The sequence below is a fragment of the Geodermatophilus sp. URMC 62 genome, assembly GCF_052931475.1.
Map to the genome: position 1 here is coordinate 1,990,665 of NZ_JBRFHY010000001.1, position 16,957 is coordinate 2,007,621.

Here is a 16,957-nt window from a genome sequence, read left to right on the forward strand (position 1 = left end):
CTGCGGTGAGGGAGGACGGTCTCAGGCGGCCGCGTCGGCGGAACCGGGCTCCGGGCGGCGGACGACGGTGAAGCGCCGCGGGCCCGGCAGCGGCGTGGCGAGCAGGCCGGCGAGGCGGGCGGCCACCGCGTGCACCGCGCCGAGGTCCTCCTGGGCGACGCGCACCACCCGGACGTCGAGCTCGCGGATCCGGTCCTCGCGGCGCTTCTCCTCCCAGAGCACGTCACCGGCGGTGCGACCCGACCGGGGATCGAGGTACTTCACCCGCCCGTCGAACTCCACGGCGACGGCGGCGTCGTCGAACCAGGCGTCCACCCGCGCGACGAACCCGCGCGGCCCGTGCAGTTCCACCTGCAGATCGGGCCGGGGCAGCCCCGCCGCCAGGAACGCCAGCCGGCCCCGCGTCTCCAGGGGCGACTCGGCGCGTCCGTCGGCGAGGTCCACGGCCCGCGCCGCCTCCCCGATGCCCAGCCAGTGCGACTGGGCGAGCACGGCCGCGCGGAGGTCGTCGCGCCGGACCCGCTCGCTGTGCAGCGCCTCGTCGAGGGCGACGACGGCGTCGGCGAGGGCCCACTCCCGGGCGCAGTCCACCAGCGTGCGGGCCGCGGAGGTCACGGCGAGCGGGGCGTCGTGGACGACGTCCCCGGGCGGCAGCTCGGCCGCCGCGATCCGGTAGCCGCGTCCGCGGCGCCACGCGTCGGGATGGGTCAGGCGGACGGCGCCGTCGGGGGAGCGGGGCAGGACCAGCCGGTGGAACCGGGCGGCGGAGTCGTGGCTGACGACGGGTCCGGCGCCCAGCACGGTGAGGGCGGCTGCGCACTCGACGAGGTGCCGGGCCCGGGGGTCGTCGGCGAGGGCGAGCCAGGTCGCCGTCTCGACGTAGACGCCGCGGCGCAGCCGGTGCCAGCGGCCGGTGCCCACGGCGGAGCGGATCTCGTCGGGCCGGCAGCCGGCGCGGCGGGCGTCGGCGACGGTGAAGACGCCGAGGCGGCGCCGGGTGGCGGACTCCAGGAGCGGGTGCACGCGAGCAGTCTGCGAGCGCGGCGTCCGAGGGGAACCCGGTCAGCCGGATCTGTGGACGACGCCGTCCTCCCTCACCGTCGCGCGTCCTCCCTCACCGCCCACCGTGAGGGAGGACGCGCCATGATCAGGTTCCCTGATCGTGGCGCCGCCACCTCACAGGTACTGGCCGCCGCCGGGACGGGGCTCGGCGGGCACGGCGCCGCTGGGCAGGGCGCGACGCCGGATCTCCTCCAGCTGCGCCCGGGCGGCCATCTGCTGCGCGAACAGCGCCGTCTGGATGCCCTGGAACACGCCCTCCAGCCAGCCGACCAGCTGGGCCTGGGCGATCCGCAGCTCCGCGTCCGACGGGGTCTCCTCCTGGCTGAAGGGTGAGGTGATCCGCCGCAGCTCGTCGCTCAGCTCGGGCGCGAGCCCCTGCTCCAGCTCGCGGATCGACGAGGCGTGGATGTCGCGCAGCCGCGCGCGGCTGGGCTCGTCGAGGGGCGCCGCGCGCACCTCCTCGAGCAGCTGCTTGATCATCGTGCCGATCCGCATGACCTTCGCCGGCTGCTCGACCATCTCGCTCAAGCCGTGCGTGCCGTCGCCGTCCTCCGCGCCGCCGGCGGGCACGGGCATCGCGCCGACCGGCCGGCCGTCAGGACCGACGACGACGACCTGCTGCGGACGCTCGCTGCCGTTCTGCGGTGCCGTCATGCCCTCCATCCTGCCCCTCGTCCGGCGGGGTCGAACGCGCGGCGCCCGGGTGCCGCCAGGACGTGGCCGGCCGGACCGCTCCGTCTAGGGTCGCCCGCATGGGACCGGGGGAGCCACGGCTGGACGTCGCGCGCGTCCGCGGCCTCTTCCCCGGCCTGTCCGACGGGTTCGTGCACACCGACGCGCCCGCCGGAACCCTGGTGCCCGAGAGCGTCGTGCACGCGGTCTCCTCGGCGATGCGGGTGCCGGTGGCCAACCGCGGCGGGGTCTTCCCGTCCTCGGCGCGCACGGAGGGCCTGCTCGCCAGCGCCCGCGCGGCGGTGGCCGACCTGGCGGGCGGCGTCTCCACCGGGGTGGTCCTGGGCGCCAACACCACGACGCTGACCTACGCCCTCGCCCGGGCGCTGGCGCGCACGTGGCGCTACGGCGACGAGGTCGTGGTCAGCCGCCTGGACCACGACGCCAACATCCGCCCGTGGCTGCAGCTGGCCGAGCAGGCCGGCGCCGTCGTCCGGTGGGCCGAGGTGGACATCGAGACCGGCGAGCTGCCGGCCTGGCAGTACGACGAGCTGATCACCGCGCGCACCCGCCTGGTGGCGGTGACGGCGGCCAGCAACGCGATCGGCACGCGTCCCGACGTCGCCGCGATCGCCGCCCGCGCCCACGCCGTCGGGGCGCTGGTGTTCGTCGACGCCGTCCAGGCCGCCCCGCACGTGTTCCTCGACCGGGCCGCCCTGGGCGCGGACTTCCTGGCGGTGTCGGCCTACACCTTCTGCGGTCCGCACGTGGGCGCGGTGGTCGCCGACCCGGCGCTGCTGGCCGAGCTCGTCCCCGACCGGCTGCTGCCCGCGCCGGACCGCGTGCCCGACCGCTTCGAGACCGGCACCCCGCCGTTCGAGCTCTACGCCGGCGTCACCGCCGCCGTCGACCACCTCGCCGGCCTGTGCGAGGACGCCACCGGCAGCCGGCGCGACCGGCTGCGCACCTCGATGACCGCCGTCGCCGCCTACGAGGGCGGGCTGTTCGACTGGCTGGACCAGGCGCTGCGGGCGATGCGGCACGTGCAGGTGGTCGGCTTCCCCGAGCACACGACGCCGACCCTGTCGTTCACCGTCTCGGGCATGCGCCCCCGGCAGGTCGCCGCCGAGCTCGCCCGCCGCGGTGTCTGCGCCTGGGACGGCGACTTCTACGCCCGCGAGCTGTTCGACGCCCTCGGGGTCAACGAGGCCGGCGGCGCCATCCGGCTGGGGCTGGCGCACTACCACACCGCCGAGGAGGTCGGCTACGTGATCGACTCGGTGGCGGCCCTGCGCGGCGCTCTCTAGTCAGGCGTCGGGGAGCAGCAGCACCTTCCCGACGTGCTCGCTGGCCTCGACGACGCGGTGTGCCTCGGCCGCCCGCGACATGGGCAGCCGCCGGTCGACGATCGGCCGCACCACGCCGCGCTCGACGTCGGGCCACACCTCGGCGCGCACCGCCGCGACGATGTCGGCCTTGCCGCCCGGGCCCGTGGCCGGCCGCGAGCGCAGCGCGGTGGCGTGCACCGACGCCCGCTTGGCGAGGAGCTTGCCGAGGTCGAGCTCGGCCCGGGTGCCACCCTGCATGCCGATGACGACCAGCCGGCCGCCCACGGCGAGGGCGTCGACGTTGCGGGACAGGTACTTCGCCCCCATGTTGTCCAGGACGACGTCGACCCCCGCGCCGTCGGTCTCCTCGCGCACCCGCTCGACGAAGTCCTCGTCGCGGTAGTTGATCGTGACCTCGGCGCCCAGCTCCCGGCAGAACTCGAGCTTGGCCGCCGTCCCCGCGGTGGTGAACACCCGTGCCCCGGCCCGGACGGCGAGCTGGATCGCCATCGTGCCGATGCCGCTGGACCCGCCGTGCACCAGGAACGCCTCGCCACGGCGCAGGCCGGCCAGCTGGAAGACGTTGGACCACACGGTGCAGGTGACCTCGGGCAGCGCGGCAGCGGTGGCCAGCTCCACACCGGCCGGGCGGGGGAGCAGCTGCACGGCGGGGACGGCGACCCGCTCGGCGTAGCCGCCACCGGCGAGCAGCGCGCACACCTCGTCGCCGACCGACCAGCCGGTCACGCCCTCGCCGACCTCGCTCACGACCCCGCTGCACTCCAGGCCGAGGACCCCGCTGGTGCCCCTCGGCGGCGGGTAGTTCCCCGCGCGCTGCAGCAGGTCGGCCCGGTTGACCGCGGTCGCGGCGACGTCGACGACGACCTCGCCGGGGCCGGCCACCGGGTCGGGGGCCTCGCCCCAGCCGAGGACCTCGGGGCCGCCGGGACCGTCCATGGTGACCGCACGCATGCCCCCGACCCTAAGGCCCCCTCCAGGGCACCGCCCGAGCGCGCGGGGGGTGGGGAGGAGGGGGTCCTCCTAGCGGGCCCTGAGGTCCTTGCGCAGGATCTTGCCGGCCGCGGACTTGGGCACCTGCTCGATGAACGCGACCGCGCGGATCTTCTTGTGCGGCGCGAGCCGGCTGCCGGCGTAGTCCATGACCTCCTGCTCGGTGATCTCCGCACCGGGCGCCCGGACGACGAACGCCTTGGGCAGCTCCTCGCCGGTCTCCTCGTCCTTGACGCCGATGACGGCGGCGTCGGCGATGGCCGGGTTGCCCAGCAGCACGGCCTCGAGCTCGGCCGGGGCCACCTGGTAGCCCTTGTACTTGATCAGCTCCTTGACCCGGTCGACGACGGTGAAGCAGCCGTGCTCGTCGACGATCGCGACGTCGCCAGTGTGCAGCCAGCCCTCGGCGTCCAGCGTCTCGCGGGTGGCCTGCTCGTTGTTGAGGTAACCCTTCATGACCTGCGGGCCGCGGACCCACAGCTCACCGCGCTCGCCCGCGGCGGCGTCCTCGCCGGTGGCGGGGTCGACCAGGCGGCACTCGGTGTTGGGCAGCGCCAGCCCGACCGAGCCCTTGGGGACCTCGGGAACGCCCTCGGGCAGCCGGGTGGCGTCGGGCGTGGTGTGCGAGACCGGCGACAGCTCGGTCATCCCGTAGCCCTGGGCGACCACGACGCCGTCGTCCGCGCCCTTGCGCAGCCGGTCCTGGGCGGCCTGGGCCAGCGCCTCGTCCAGCGGGGCGGCGCCGGAGGTGATGCTGCGCAGCGAGGACAGGTCGAACTGGTCGACCATCGGGTGCTTGGCCAGCGCGAGCACGATGGGCGGCGCCACGAAGGCCCGGGTGATCTTCTGGTCCTGGATGGTGCGCAGGAACTGCTCGAGGTCGAACCGCGGCAGGGTCACCACGGTGCCGCCCCACTGCAGGCCCTGGTTCATCAGCACGGTCAGGCCGTAGATGTGGAAGAACGGCAGGACGGCGATGATCCGCTCGTCGCCCTCGTGCAGCTCCACCAGCGGGCGGGACTGGCTGACGTTGGCCACCAGGTTGCGGTGGGTGAGCATGACGCCCTTGGGCAGGCCGGTGGTGCCGCTGGAGTAGGGCAGCGTGACCAGGTCGTCCGCCGGGTCGACGTCGACCTGCACCGACGGCGCGTCGCTGGAGATCAGGTCGAGCAGCGAGGCGTGGCCCTCGGCGCCGTCCATGACGACCACCTCGTCGACCGGCGACTGCTCGACGGCCTCGAGGGCCCGGTCGAGGAACGGCGAGACGGTGATGAGCACCTTGGCGCCGGAGTCCTTCAGCTGGAAGGCGACCTCGTGGGCGGTGTAGAGGGAGTTGATCGGGCTCATCACGCACCCGGCCCGGGCGATGCCGTGGAAGACGACCGGGTACCACATCGTGTTGGGGCACAGGACGGCGACGACGTCGCCCTTGCGCAGCCCGCGGGCGGCGAGCGCGGCGGCGACGCGGTCGACGTAGGTGGCCAGCTGACCGTGGCTGATCGAGTCACCGGTCAGGCCGTCGACGAGCGCCGGGGCGTCGGGGCGCGACGCACCACCGGCGAGCACGAACTCGGGGACCGACAGATCGGGGATCTCGATGTCGGCGTAACGACTCGCCAGTGCCACTGGTGCTCCTCCTCGGGGACGTGGTGGCGCCAGTCTCACACCCGACATGTGGTGCGGGACACGGGGGTTACTGGCGAGTCACCTCATCGTGGCCACAGCACCGACTGGGTGCAGCGGAACAGCGCGAGGGTCTTCCCGGCGTCGGAGGAGACGACGGCGTCCCACACCTGGGTGCTGCGGCCGGCGTGCGTGTTGGTGGCCACGGTGCTCACCCGGCCCTCGCGCACCGTGCCCAGGAAGTTGCTCTTCAGCTCGATGGTGGTGAACCCGGCCGAGCCCTCCGGCAGCAGCGCGCGGGTGGCCAGCCCGCAGGCGGTGTCGGCCAGGGCGACGACGGTGGCCGCGTGCAGGTAGCCGTTGGGCGCGAGCAGGTCCGGGCGGACGTCGAGCGCGGCCGCCAGCCGGCCGGGCTCGTGCGCGGTGACGGTGAGGCCGAGCAACCCCGGCAGCGTGCCCGGCAGGAGCCCGTTGAGCTCGTCGGCGGTGAGGAACCCGGTGGCGGCCATGCGGGCAACCTAGCTCCGGTGGGTGCGCGCCACGATCAGGTCACCTGATCGTCGAGTGTCCTCCCCGACGTCCCACGGTGAGGGAGGACGCGTCGCGGTGAGGGAGGACGCGCCACGATCAGGTCACCTGATCATCGCGGCGCCCGCGTCGGGGCCCGTGCCGGCGGTGGTCGGCCGGGCGCAGCGGAGCGGTCAGGGGCCGGTGAAGTCGGCCGTGGCCCCCCGGAAGCGCCGGCGCCGGGCGCGCACCCGCTCCCCGCTGTTGCGGCGGCGCAGGTGCAGCCGCTCGTGGTGCGACTCGGACGAGTGGACGACGGTGACCGGGCACGACGCGTGCAGGACGCAGTGCATGCTCGTCGACCCCAGCAGCATGCTGGAGAACCCGCCGTGCCCCCGGCTGCCGACCACGAGCAGGTCCGCGCCGGCCGACTCGCGGATGAGCGCGTCCGCCGCCGAGCCGAGGACGGCCGTCACGTGGATCTCCGGGTGCGGCTCCGGGACCTCGCGGAGCACTTCGGCGATGAACCCCTCGGCCCGCTCCACCGCCTCGGCCTCGGCCTGGTCGTAGTCGAAGCCGCCGACCGCGTCGAAGTCCATCCACGCCTCGGGTGGGCGGTGGGAGGTGACCGCCTCGACGGGCACGCCCCGGCGGACGGCGTCCTCGACGGCGAACCGCAGCGCCGCCTGCGCTCCTGCCGACCCGTCGACGCCCACCACCACGCGCCGTCCCCGTGCCTGGGGTGCGTCGATCCCTGTGGTCTGCTCGGGCATGACGGCCTCCTCAGCGCCGCCCGCCGTGGGGCCCGCTGCCGCCACGGGCGACCCGATCATCGTCCGGCCGGTCCCCCGCCACCAGGGACCTCCGTCGTCCCCTCGGCGCCCGGCGAGGGGGTCCTTCTTCAGGCCAGGCCGCGGACGGTGCGGGCCGGGGGACGGTCGCCGCGGATGGCGGCCACCATGTCGAGCGTCTGCCGGGTCGCGGCGACGTCGTGGGCGCGGAACACCCGGGCACCCAGCCAGGCGCTGACCGCCGTCGCCGCGAGCGTCCCGGTGAGCCGCTCCTCCAGGACGACGTCGAGGGTCTCCCCGACGAAGTCCTTGTTCGACAGCGCCACCAGCACCGGCCAGCCGGTCGCGACCAGCTCGTCGAGCCGCCGCGTCGCCTCCAGCGAGTGCCGGGTGTTCTTGCCGAAGTCGTGACCCGGGTCGACCAGCACCCGCTCGCGGTCGACGCCCGCGGCCACGGCCGCCTCGGCCAGCGCCGTCGTCCGGCGCACCACGTCGGCGACGACGTCGTCGTACTGCACCCGGTGCGGCCGGGTCCGCGGCGGCAGGCCGCCGGCGTGCGTGCACACGATGCCCGCGCCCGCCGCGGCGGCGACGTGCGCCAGCTCCGGCTCCACGCCGCCCCACGCGTCGTTGACGACGTCGGCCCCGGCGGCCAGCGCCTCGCGGGCGACCTCGGCGCGCCAGGTGTCGATCGAGATCGGCAGCTCCGGGTGGGCGGCGCGGATGGCGGCCACCAGGTCGACGGTGCGGCGGATCTCCTCGGCGGCGTCGACCTCCTCGCCGGGCGCGGCCTTGACCCCGCCGACGTCCACCACGTCCGCGCCCTCGGCCACGACCCGGTCCACGCGCTCGACGGCGGCGGCCAGCTCGTAGGTGGCGCCGCGGTCGTAGAACGAGTCCGGCGTGCGGTTGACGATCGCCATGACGAGCAGTCCGCCGTCGGGCACGTCGAGCCGGCCCAGTCGCAGCACCCGTGTCCCCCGTCCCCGCCGTCGGTGTGGTGGAGTCAGCCAACCAGACCACAGCGACACGGACCGAGGACACAGGAGGACGGCGATGGCGCAGACCACCGTGGACGGCGTCGCGGGGGTGCAGGGGCTCGTCGGCCAGCACCTCGGCCACAGCGACTGGGTGACCGTGACCCAGGAACAGGTGCAGCAGTTCGCCGACGCGACCGGGGACCACCAGTGGATCCACGTCGACGTGGAGCGCGCGCAGCGGGAGAGCCCCTTCGGCGGTCCCGTGGCGCACGGCTACCTGACGCTGTCGCTCGTCCCGTCGCTGCTGCCGCAGATCGTGGAGATCACCGGCTTCCGCATGGGCGTCAACTACGGCACCGAGAAGGTGCGCTTCCCCTCGCCGGTGCCGGTGGGCAGCCGCGTCCGGGCCGGCGCGACGCTGGCCTCGGCCACGCCGTTCGAGGGCGGGATCGCCATGAACATGGACGTCACCGTCGAGGTCGAGGGCGCGTCGAAGCCGGCGATGGTCGCCACCGTCGTCTACCGCCGCTACCTGTAGAGCCAGGCAGAGGCTCTCCCCACGTCCCGGGCGCCTCGGGCGTGGGGAGAGCCTCCTGTGCCTACTGGACGATCGCCTGGTTGACCAGGGCGCGCAGGTGGGCCCGGATCGGCAGGGTCGACGAGGGCAGCAGCTGCGTGAAGAAGGTGACGACGACGTCCTCGACCGGGTCGACGTAGAACGCCGTCGACGCCGCCCCGCCCCAGCTGTAGTCGCCGACGCTGGCCACGCCGCCGTAGCGGACCGGGTCGATGACCATCGAGAAGCCCAGGCCGAAGCCGACCCCGCGCAGCGGCGTCTCGGCGAACAGCGGCCGGCCGAAGGTCTCCAGGTCCGCGCCGCCGGGCAGGTGGTTGCGGGTCATGTGCGCCAGCGTCCGCGGGCCCAGCAGCCGCCCGCCGTCGAACGAGCCGCCGCGGCGGAGCATCTCGGCGAAGCGCACGTAGTCCGCGGCGGTGGACACCAGCCCGCCGCCGCCGGAGAGGAACGCGGGCTTGCTGTGCGCCGCGGCGCCCATCGCGTCCAGCGGCGCGAACCCGGTGGCCGGCCCGCCCGGCGTGCCGGGGACGGCGGCGTAGAGGCGGGCCAGCGAGGTGACGTCGTCGTCCTCGCGCAGCCCGAAGGAGGTGTCGGTCATCCCCAGCGGGCCGAAGACCCGCTCCTGGAAGAAGACGTCGAGGGTCTGCCCGGAGACGACCTCGACCAGCCGGCCGAGGACGTCGGTGGAGACGCCGTAGTTCCACTCGGAGCCGGGCTGGAACACCAGCGGCACCGAGGCCCACTGGCGGCAGACCTCGGCGGAGTCGGCGCCGGGCGGGGTGCCCCACTCGTGGCCCATCGCGCGGTACATCGCGTCGACCGGGTGGGCGTGGTGGAAGCCGTAGGTGAGCCCGGAGGTGTGGGTGAGCAGGTGCGCCACCCGGATCGGCTCGATCTGTGGCTGGGTGACCGGCTTCTGCGCCGACCCGGCCACGTAGACACGGGTGTCGGCGAACTCGGGCAGCCACCTGGTGATCGGGTCGGTGAGCTCGAGGAGGCCCTCCTCGTAGAGCATCATCGCCGCCACCGAGGTCACCGGCTTGGTCATCGAGAAGATGCGCCAGCGGGTGTCCTCCTCGACCGGGAGGCCCTCCTCCACGTTGCGGGCGCCGTAGCGGCCGACGTGGGCCAGCCGGCCGCGCCGCGACACGGTGACGAGGAAGCCGGGCAGCTGCCCGTCGTCGACCCAGCGGGTCAGCCGCCGGTCGAGGCGCTGCAGCCGGGCGGGGTCGAGCCCCACCTCTGCCGGGTCGGTGTCCAGGGTCAGTCCGCCGCTCACGCGCTCCTCCGTCCCGCGCCGTCCGCCCGCCGGGCGGCGCCTGCCCTCGCATCCTCACCCACGCGGAGGTGGACCCGGTCACAGGGTGCAGGCGCCGCCCCGGCCCGGCGGCACGGGCGGCCGGTCGGAACGGGACGTCCGTGGGCGGCCGCCGGTCAGACCGGGACGTTGCTCGCGGCCTTCTTCAGGTTGGAGCCGGCGGTCACCTTGACGGTGTTGGCCGCGGGGATGTCGATCGACTCGCCGGTCTGCGGGTTGCGGCCGGTGCGGGCCGAGCGCTGGGTCCGCTCGACGGTGATCAGCCCGGAGACGGCGACCTTCTCGCCGCGGGTGATCGCCTCGACGAGCTCCTCCTGCAGGCCGGCCAGGACGGCGTCGACGGTGCCGCTGGGCACGTCGGCGCGCTTGGCGATGGCGGAGACGAGTTCGGCCTTGTTCACGGGGATCCTCTCGGAGGTGTCGCGGCCGCGCGGTCTCGGCGGGCCGCCGTGGTGTCGCCGGCCGCGGTGCGCGGCCGGGCGTCCCGGGCGGGAGCCCGGAGGACGGGCCGGTCCCCGTCGAGGCGGCCCGGCCCGGGGCACCGTGTCACGCCGACGGGCATATGGCCAGTCCGGGAGGCCTGCGGCACCCGGCCGCCCCGCCGGTCCCAGCCGCTCCAGGACGGGGCGCCGGCGCTCCGGAGCAGATCCGTCGGCGGCGACATAGCGTGGGGCGCATGCCGCAGCTCCCCGGGACCGACCTGACCGTCAGCGACCTGTGCCTGGGCGGCAACGTCTTCGGCTGGACGGCCGACGAGCCGACGTCGCACGCCGTCCTCGACCGCTTCGTCGACGCGGTGCCCGGCGCGCTGCGCCCGTTCGTCGACACCGCCGAGATGTACGGCGACGGCCGCTCCGAGCAGATCCTGGGCGGCTGGATGGCCGAGCGCGGCCTGCGCGACCGCGTGGTCGTGGCCACCAAGGCCTCACCGCAGCAGAAGGCGCACCCGCTGGCGGCCGGCGAGATCCGGGAGGCGGCCGAGCGTTCGCTGCGCAACCTGCGGACCGACCGCATCGACCTCTACTACGCGCACTACGACGACGAGACGACGCCGCTGGAGGAGACGCTCACCGCCTTCGACGAGCTCGTGCGCTCGGGCAAGGTGCTGCACGTCGCGGCGTCGAACTACTCCCCGGCCCGGCTCACCGAGGCGCTGGAGACCTCCGAGCGGCTGGGCCTGGCGCGCTACGTCGCGCTGCAGCCGCACTACAACCTGCTCGAGCGGCCGGCCTACGAGGACGGGCTGCGCGACGTCGTCGCGGAGCACGGCCTGGGCTGCCTGCCCTACTTCTCGCTGGCCAAGGGCTTCCTCACCGGCAAGTACCGGGCCGGGGAGCGGGTCGACTCGCCGCGGGCGAAGGGCGCCATGGCCTACGCCGGCGAGCGCGGCGACCGCGTGCTGGCGGCGCTGCAGGAGGTGGCCGACGCCCACGGGGTGACGCCGGCCGCGGTGGCCCTGCGCTGGCTGGCCGACCAGCCCACCGTCGTCGCCCCCATCGCCAGCGGCCGCGACGTCGACCAGCTCGCCGACCTGCTGCCGGTGCAGGACCTGGTGCTCGCCGACGACGAGCGCGCCGCCCTGACCGCCGCCACCGAGTAGCTGGAACGGCCCTCCTGCAGGGGCCCGCCCCGAGCGGAGCGAGGGGTGGCGGGCAGGAGGGTCCTTCAACGGGCGGAGGCGGCCGAGGCGAGGTCCTCGACCCGCAGCAGGCCGAGGACGCCGCCGTCGGCGTCGGTGCAGACCACCGGGTCGAACCGGTGCGCCGGCGGCCGGGCCAGCGCCCGGTGCAGGGTCTCGGACACCTCGTCGGCCGGCTGCGCGCACAGCGAGACCGGGGCGGTGTGCACCTCGCCGGTGCGCGGGTCGGCCAGCCGCAGGGCCAGCGGCTCGCCCCGGGGACCGACCAGCACCAGCGGCGGCAGGCCGGGGGAGGGCTCGGTGGCGTCGCACTGCCGCACCGGGCGCAGCAGCCCCGCCAGGCCGCCGGCCCGCCGGGCGCGTGCGACCTGGCTCCGGACCAGGTCGGCCACGTCGGCCGACAGCGGTGCGAAGCCCGGCGCCGGCCGGCCCAGCAGCCAGCCCTGCGCGAGCGGGACGCCCAGGCGCGCGACGGCGGCCAGCTCGCCGCGGGTCTCGACGCCCTGGGCGAGCAGCCAGGCGTCGGTGCGACCGGTCAGCGCGCCCAGCACCTCGGCGATGGCCTGGCGCACCGGGTCGGTGTCGACGCCGGCGACCAGGGAGCGGTCGAGGGTGACGAGGTTCGGCCGCAGCGCGGCGACCTGCTGCAGACCCGACCACCCCGCACCGGTGTCGTCGAGGGCCACCAGGGCACCGCGGGCGCGCAGCGCGGCCACGTGGCCGCGCACCGCGGTCAGGTCGGCCACCGGGGCGTGCCGGTCAGCCCGAGGACGACGCCCCGGAGGTCCGGCCGGCCGGCCAGCGCGGCCTGCACCGGGCGGGTGCCGAGCAGGTGCGGCCCGACGTTGACCGACAGGAAGGTGCCCGCGGGCAGGTGCGGGACGGCGGCCAGGGCCCGGTGCAGCGCCAGGGCCTGCAGCTCGGCGGCGACGCCGGCGTCGGCGGCCGCGGCGAACCAGGCCTCGGGGGCTGCGGTGCCGGGGAAGCGGGCCAGCGCCTCGTACCCGGCGACGCGGGCGCGGGCGAGGTCGACGACGGGCTGGAAGACGAGGGTGAGGTCGCCGGGGTCGGCCAGCAGTGGCCGGCAGTCCGGCGGGCGCGTGGTCAGGGTCCCGGGCATGCAGGAGGCATCGACCCGCCCCCGCGCGCGCTCGACCGGCGCGGCCGCGGATCTCACCCGACCGGGGGACCTGCCGACCGGACGCGTTCGTCTGCACCGGGGCCCGCGCGTGGCACGATGGTCCGCTGCGGCCGCTGGGGTCGCGCGCGCACGAGGAGGCGTCGTGGCCGTCCCCGTGCCGCTGCAGGGCCCTGACCTGCTCCGCGACGCCCACCGGGTCGCCGCCGCCCGCCGGCTGCTCGTCGAGGTGCCCGGACCGGCGGCCTACGACCGGCTCTCCGCGCTGGCCGCCCGCCTGCTCGGCGCGGGCCACGCCAAGGTCACCCTGTTCACCGACGAGGACACCGTGGTCGGCGGCCACGGCCTGCCGCCGGGCGTCGTCGGCGGCCCGGCGCTGCTGACCGGCGCGCTCTCCGCGCGGGTGGTGCAGGAGGAGCGCGCGCTGGCGGTGCCCGACGCCCGGGCCGACGCCCGCGTGGCCGACCTGCCCGCCGTCACCTCCGGCGCGGTGGCGTCCTACCTCGGCTCGCCGCTGGTGTCGGCGTCCGGACGGGTCGTCGGCGTCCTCGCCGTGTACGACGAGGCGCCGCGCGCGTGGCAGGACGACGATGCCGCGCTGCTGGAGCACCTGGCCGCCTCGGTCGTGGCCGAGCTGGAGCTGTCGGCGGCGCGCTCGGCGATCGGCGCCTCGCTGGCCCGGCTCGACGTCGCCCTCGAGGCGAGCGAGGTGGGCATCTGGGAGAACGACCTGCGCGCCGGCGTCCTCTCCTGGGACGAGCGGTGCGCGGCGGTGCACGGCCTCGAGGGCGCACGGGAGTTCACCGACGTCGACCGGGTGCTGGCCGACCGCATCCACCCCGACGACCACGCCGCCGTCCGGGAGGCCATGGCCGAGGCCCTCGCCGGCTCGGGTGAGTACGTCGTCGAGTGCCGGGCCCTGCACACCGACGGCTCGGTCCGCTGGACGGTCTCCCGCGGGCGGGTGGTGCGCGACGCGCGCGGTGAGCCGGTGCGGGTCCTGGGCACCGTCGTCGACGTCACCGACGCCCGCGAGCAGGCCGACCGGCGGATGGCGGCGGTGCAGCGGGCCGCCGCGGTGGCGGAGGTCGCCGCGGAGCTCGCGAACGCGACGGCCCTGTCCCAGCTGGCCGAGATCGCGCTGCGGGGCGCCCGGGTGCTGGGCGCGGCCTCCAGCGCGCTGGCCGCCTTCGACGACGCCGACGGGACGCTGCGGCTGCACCTGGCGCGGCGGCTGGCCGACTCCGTGGCCACGGCGGCCGCGGAGTCCGACGTCGAGGTGGACCTGGGCGACCGGGGCGTGGCCGTCGATCTCGACGACGACCTGCCCACCCAGTACGCCGCCCGCCACGGCGAGCGCTTCCTCTTCACCCACCTGCAGGAGGCGGTCGCGCGGTTCCCGCGGATGGCCGAGGTCGGGCCGCTGCTGGGCCTGCGCGCGCTCGCCGCGCTGCCCCTGCGGGTGGAGGGCCGGCTGCTCGGCAGCTTCGTCGTCGTCTGGGACACCGACCACGTCTTCCCCGACACCGACGTCGAGCTGCTCGAGGCGCTCACCGCGCAGATCGCGCTGAGCGTCTCGCGGCTGCGCTCGCAGGCCGAGCGGGCCGCCGCCGTCACGGCGATGGCCGCGGCCAACCGGCGGCTGCAGCTGCTGGCCGACGCGGGCCGGGTGCTCTCCGGCAGCCTCGACATCACCGACCAGCTCGACCGCCTCGCCGGCCTGGTCGTCCCGGCGCTGGGCGACTGGTGCTGGATCCTCGTCACCGACGAGCAGGGCCGGCTGCACGAGGTGGCCGCGGCGCACCGGGACCCCACCCGGCGGGACGACGTGGCCGACTACGTCCGGACCATGGTCGCGGGGATGGGCGACGAGCACGCCGCCCGCGTGGTCGTCCGCACCGGCCGGCCCCTGGTGGTGCCCGAGATCGACGCCGCCCGGATCGCCCGGGCGCTGCCCGAACCGGCGGGGCAGGAGGCCCTCACCCGGCTGGCGCCCCGCTCGGCGCTGGTGGTGCCGCTGGTCGCGCGGGGACAGGTCATCGGCGCGCTCGGCCTGGCCAACGGCGCCGACCGGGGCCCGCACGCGCCGGCCGAGGTGGAGACCGCCGTCGAGATCGGCCGCCGGGCGGGCCTGGCGCTGCAGTCGGCGCGGCTGTTCGCGCAGCAGCGCGATCTCGCCGACGCCCTGCAGCGCAGCATGCTCACCGCCCCGCCCCGGCCCGAGGGCTGCGACATCGTCGTCCGGTACCTGCCGGCGTCCGAGGGCGCCGAGATCGGCGGCGACTGGTACGACGCGTTCGTCGAGGCCGGGGGCGACACGGTGCTCGTCATCGGCGACGTCGTCGGGCACGACCGGCACGCCGCCGCGGCGATGGGGCAGCTGCGCGGCCTGCTGCGCGGCATCGGCTACGTCGGCGGTGCATCGCCGGCCGGGGTGCTGGCGCAGCTGGACCGGGCCGCGTCGGGGCTGGCCCTCGGCGCGATGGCGACGGCGCTGGTGGCCCGGCTGGAGCGGCTGCCGGGGGAGGCGGCCCGGCTGCGCTGGTCGAGCGCCGGGCACCCGCCGCCGGTGGTGGTCGACCCCGACGGCGGGGTGCGCCTGCTCGACCCCGGCCCGGCCGACCTGCTGCTCGGCGTCGACCCGGGCCGCGCGCGCACCGACCACGACGCCGTCCTGCCGGTGGGCAGCACCGTCCTGCTCTACACCGACGGGCTGGTCGAGCGCCGCGACCGCGACCTCGACGCCGGCACCGACGAGCTGCTCGCCGTCCTGCGCGGGTGCGCGGGCGTGCCGCTGGAGCAGGTGTGCGACCGGGTGCTGCGGCGGCTGTTCCTGCCCGACGCCGAGGACGACGTCGCGCTGCTGGCCGTCCGGGTGCTGTGACGTGCGGGTGCTGGCCGTCCGGGTGCCGTGACGTGCGGGTGCTGTGACGTGGGGGGTCGGGTCGGACCGCCCGATCCGCCGTCCTCCCTCACCGCAGCGCGTCCTCCCTCACGGTGGGCGGTGAGGGAGGACGCGCGATGATCAGGTTCCCTGATCATGGCGCGGCCCCCGGCCTCAGGTCGGGGTGACCTCGTAGGTGTGCCCGGCGGCGCGCAGCCGCTCGACCAGCACGTCGCCCAGCGCCGTCGCGGGGGTCAGCGAGCCGGCCCGGTCGGGCAGCCGGTCGCCGTCGAGGGCCAGCCCCAGCGCGACCTCGCCCAGCATCACCGACGTCGCCTTGTACCCGGGGTCGCCGGGGCCGGACGCGGTGGCCCGGTAGTGCCGGCCGCTCTCGGTGTCGGCGTCGACCACCATGCGGAAGAAGCCCTTGTCGCGGGCCGCCTCCGACGGGCCGCTGCCGGGCGCAGGCAGCACCCGGTCGAGCAGCGCGCGGGTGGGGGCGAAGGCCAGCGCGCCCAGCCCCGCGGCCAGGCCCGTGGTGACGCCGGCTGCGGTGAGCGCCCCGGTGAGGCCGCGCCCGGCGCTCATCGCCTCCCCGTAGCGCATGCCGCGGCCGTAGGCCCACTGCTGCAGCGCGTTGCTGCGCCGCACGATCCGGGTGTTGAACGGCGCCATGACGAACGGCGCGGTCCACCGGCCGTCGGCGGCCAGGGCCGGCGGGGCGGCGTCCGGTGGCTGGCGGGTGCCGGGTTCGGTGGCGCGGTCGGGGGAGAGGGCGTAGGGGTCGGCGATGACCCGGCGCCGGTCCCGGTCGGTGGCCATGGCCTCGATCTGGGCGCGCATCGAGGCGATCGTGCCGCCGCTGACCCCGCCGCGGACGCTGGCCACCAGGCGGACGTCGGTGAGCCCGCCGGCGCCGTCGGCGCGGGCCCGCCCGGCGAGCAGGTACACCGACAGGTCGGAGGGGATGGAGTCGTAGCCCGCGGCGTGCACGAGCCGGGCGCCGGTCTCCCGCGCCACGGCGTCGCACCGGTCGATGGCCTCGCGGACGAAGAGCACCTCGCCGGTGAGGTCGGCGTAGTGCGTGCCGGCCCGGGCGCAGACCTCGACGACGGGCAGCCCGTAGCGAGCGTAGGGCCCGACGGTGGTGACCAGCACGCGGGTGCTCTCCGCCAGCCGGGTCAGCGACGCCGGGTCACCGGTGTCGGCCTCCAGGAGCGGCCAGTGCCGTCCGGCCGCCGGCAGCTCCGCCGCCGCGGCGGCCAGCTTCTCCCGCGACCGGCCGGCCAGGGCGACGCGCAGGCCGGGCGGCGCGGCCTCGGCCAGGTAGGCGGCCACCAGCCGGCCGACGAAGCCGGTGGCACCGAAGAGGACGACGTCGTGCTCGCGCGCGGGCTCGGTCACACGGGCCATCCTCGCCGTCCCCC

Annotated in this window: 16 protein-coding genes; 4 read left to right on the forward strand and 12 right to left on the reverse strand. The window is 76.1% G+C overall.

Features of this window, described 5'->3' with window-relative positions; all coding sequences use genetic code 11:
- Positions 1 to 21 precede the first annotated feature (21 nt).
- Positions 22 to 1,023, reverse strand: a complete 1,002-nt coding sequence (locus ACU616_RS09575) for a type IV toxin-antitoxin system AbiEi family antitoxin domain-containing protein (protein WP_446758238.1) — start codon at positions 1,021 to 1,023, stop codon at positions 22 to 24.
- A 153-nt stretch (positions 1,024 to 1,176) separates the two neighbouring features.
- Positions 1,177 to 1,716 (reverse strand): bacterial proteasome activator family protein, encoded by a 540-nt coding sequence (locus ACU616_RS09580; protein WP_446758239.1) that lies wholly within the window; start codon positions 1,714 to 1,716, stop codon positions 1,177 to 1,179.
- A gap of 98 nt (positions 1,717 to 1,814) precedes the next feature.
- Between ACU616_RS09580 and ACU616_RS09585 the strand changes: the two genes are divergently transcribed.
- Positions 1,815 to 3,041 carry a cysteine desulfurase-like protein gene (locus ACU616_RS09585; protein ID WP_446758240.1) on the forward strand — a complete coding sequence of 409 codons (1,227 nt, stop codon included), beginning with the start codon at positions 1,815 to 1,817 and terminating at the stop codon, positions 3,039 to 3,041.
- Here the strand turns inward: ACU616_RS09585 and ACU616_RS09590 are convergent, their stop codons facing one another.
- The 5 genes from ACU616_RS09590 to folP form a co-directional block, all read right to left on the reverse strand.
- Positions 3,042 to 4,034: an NAD(P)H-quinone oxidoreductase gene (locus ACU616_RS09590; protein WP_446758241.1), complete on the reverse strand. Its 993-nt coding sequence runs from the start codon at positions 4,032 to 4,034 to the stop codon at positions 3,042 to 3,044.
- 69 nt (positions 4,035 to 4,103) lie between these two features.
- Positions 4,104 to 5,699, reverse strand: a complete 1,596-nt coding sequence (locus ACU616_RS09595) for an AMP-binding protein (protein WP_446758242.1) — start codon at positions 5,697 to 5,699, stop codon at positions 4,104 to 4,106.
- Between the two features lie 83 nt (positions 5,700 to 5,782).
- A complete protein-coding gene (locus ACU616_RS09600; protein ID WP_446758243.1) occupies positions 5,783 to 6,205 on the reverse strand; it encodes a PaaI family thioesterase in 423 nt (140 codons plus the stop codon).
- Between the two features lie 192 nt (positions 6,206 to 6,397).
- Complete coding sequence (locus ACU616_RS09605; RefSeq protein WP_446758244.1) at positions 6,398 to 6,976, reverse strand: universal stress protein; 579 nt, start codon at positions 6,974 to 6,976, stop codon at positions 6,398 to 6,400.
- A 128-nt stretch (positions 6,977 to 7,104) separates the two neighbouring features.
- Positions 7,105 to 7,965 (reverse strand): dihydropteroate synthase, encoded by an 861-nt coding sequence (gene folP / locus ACU616_RS09610; protein ID WP_446758245.1) that lies wholly within the window; start codon positions 7,963 to 7,965, stop codon positions 7,105 to 7,107.
- Positions 7,966 to 8,050: 85 nt separating this feature from the next.
- Here folP and ACU616_RS09615 point away from each other — a divergent pair, with 85 nt between their 5' ends.
- Positions 8,051 to 8,512, forward strand: a complete 462-nt coding sequence (locus tag ACU616_RS09615; protein WP_446758246.1) for a MaoC family dehydratase — start codon at positions 8,051 to 8,053, stop codon at positions 8,510 to 8,512.
- A 61-nt stretch (positions 8,513 to 8,573) separates the two neighbouring features.
- Here ACU616_RS09615 and ACU616_RS09620 read toward each other — a convergent pair whose 3' ends face one another.
- Both ACU616_RS09620 and ACU616_RS09625 read right to left on the reverse strand, forming a co-directional pair.
- Complete coding sequence (locus ACU616_RS09620; protein ID WP_446758247.1) at positions 8,574 to 9,830, reverse strand: serine hydrolase domain-containing protein; 1,257 nt, start codon at positions 9,828 to 9,830, stop codon at positions 8,574 to 8,576.
- Between the two features lie 155 nt (positions 9,831 to 9,985).
- The gene (locus ACU616_RS09625; protein ID WP_446758248.1) at positions 9,986 to 10,270 is read right to left on the reverse strand and encodes an HU family DNA-binding protein; all 285 of its coding nucleotides are present in this window, start codon (positions 10,268 to 10,270) and stop codon (positions 9,986 to 9,988) included.
- A gap of 275 nt (positions 10,271 to 10,545) precedes the next feature.
- Here ACU616_RS09625 and ACU616_RS09630 point away from each other — a divergent pair, with 275 nt between their 5' ends.
- Positions 10,546 to 11,469 carry an aldo/keto reductase gene (locus tag ACU616_RS09630; RefSeq protein ID WP_446758249.1) on the forward strand — a complete coding sequence of 308 codons (924 nt, stop codon included), beginning with the start codon at positions 10,546 to 10,548 and terminating at the stop codon, positions 11,467 to 11,469.
- 65 nt (positions 11,470 to 11,534) lie between these two features.
- Here the strand turns inward: ACU616_RS09630 and ACU616_RS09635 are convergent, their stop codons facing one another.
- A complete protein-coding gene (locus tag ACU616_RS09635) occupies positions 11,535 to 12,254 on the reverse strand; it encodes an EAL domain-containing protein (protein WP_446758250.1) in 720 nt (239 codons plus the stop codon).
- The gene (locus tag ACU616_RS09640; protein WP_446758251.1) at positions 12,242 to 12,628 is read right to left on the reverse strand and encodes an EAL domain-containing protein; all 387 of its coding nucleotides are present in this window, start codon (positions 12,626 to 12,628) and stop codon (positions 12,242 to 12,244) included. The genes ACU616_RS09635 and ACU616_RS09640 overlap by 13 nt, the downstream gene beginning before the upstream one ends.
- Positions 12,629 to 12,791: 163 nt before the next feature.
- Between ACU616_RS09640 and ACU616_RS09645 the strand changes: the two genes are divergently transcribed.
- Positions 12,792 to 15,530: a SpoIIE family protein phosphatase gene (locus ACU616_RS09645; protein WP_446758252.1), complete on the forward strand. Its 2,739-nt coding sequence runs from the start codon at positions 12,792 to 12,794 to the stop codon at positions 15,528 to 15,530.
- Between the two features lie 174 nt (positions 15,531 to 15,704).
- Here ACU616_RS09645 and ACU616_RS09650 read toward each other — a convergent pair whose 3' ends face one another.
- Positions 15,705 to 16,934 carry a saccharopine dehydrogenase family protein gene (locus ACU616_RS09650; RefSeq protein WP_446758253.1) on the reverse strand — a complete coding sequence of 410 codons (1,230 nt, stop codon included), beginning with the start codon at positions 16,932 to 16,934 and terminating at the stop codon, positions 15,705 to 15,707.
- Between the last annotated feature and the right edge of the window lie 23 nt (positions 16,935 to 16,957).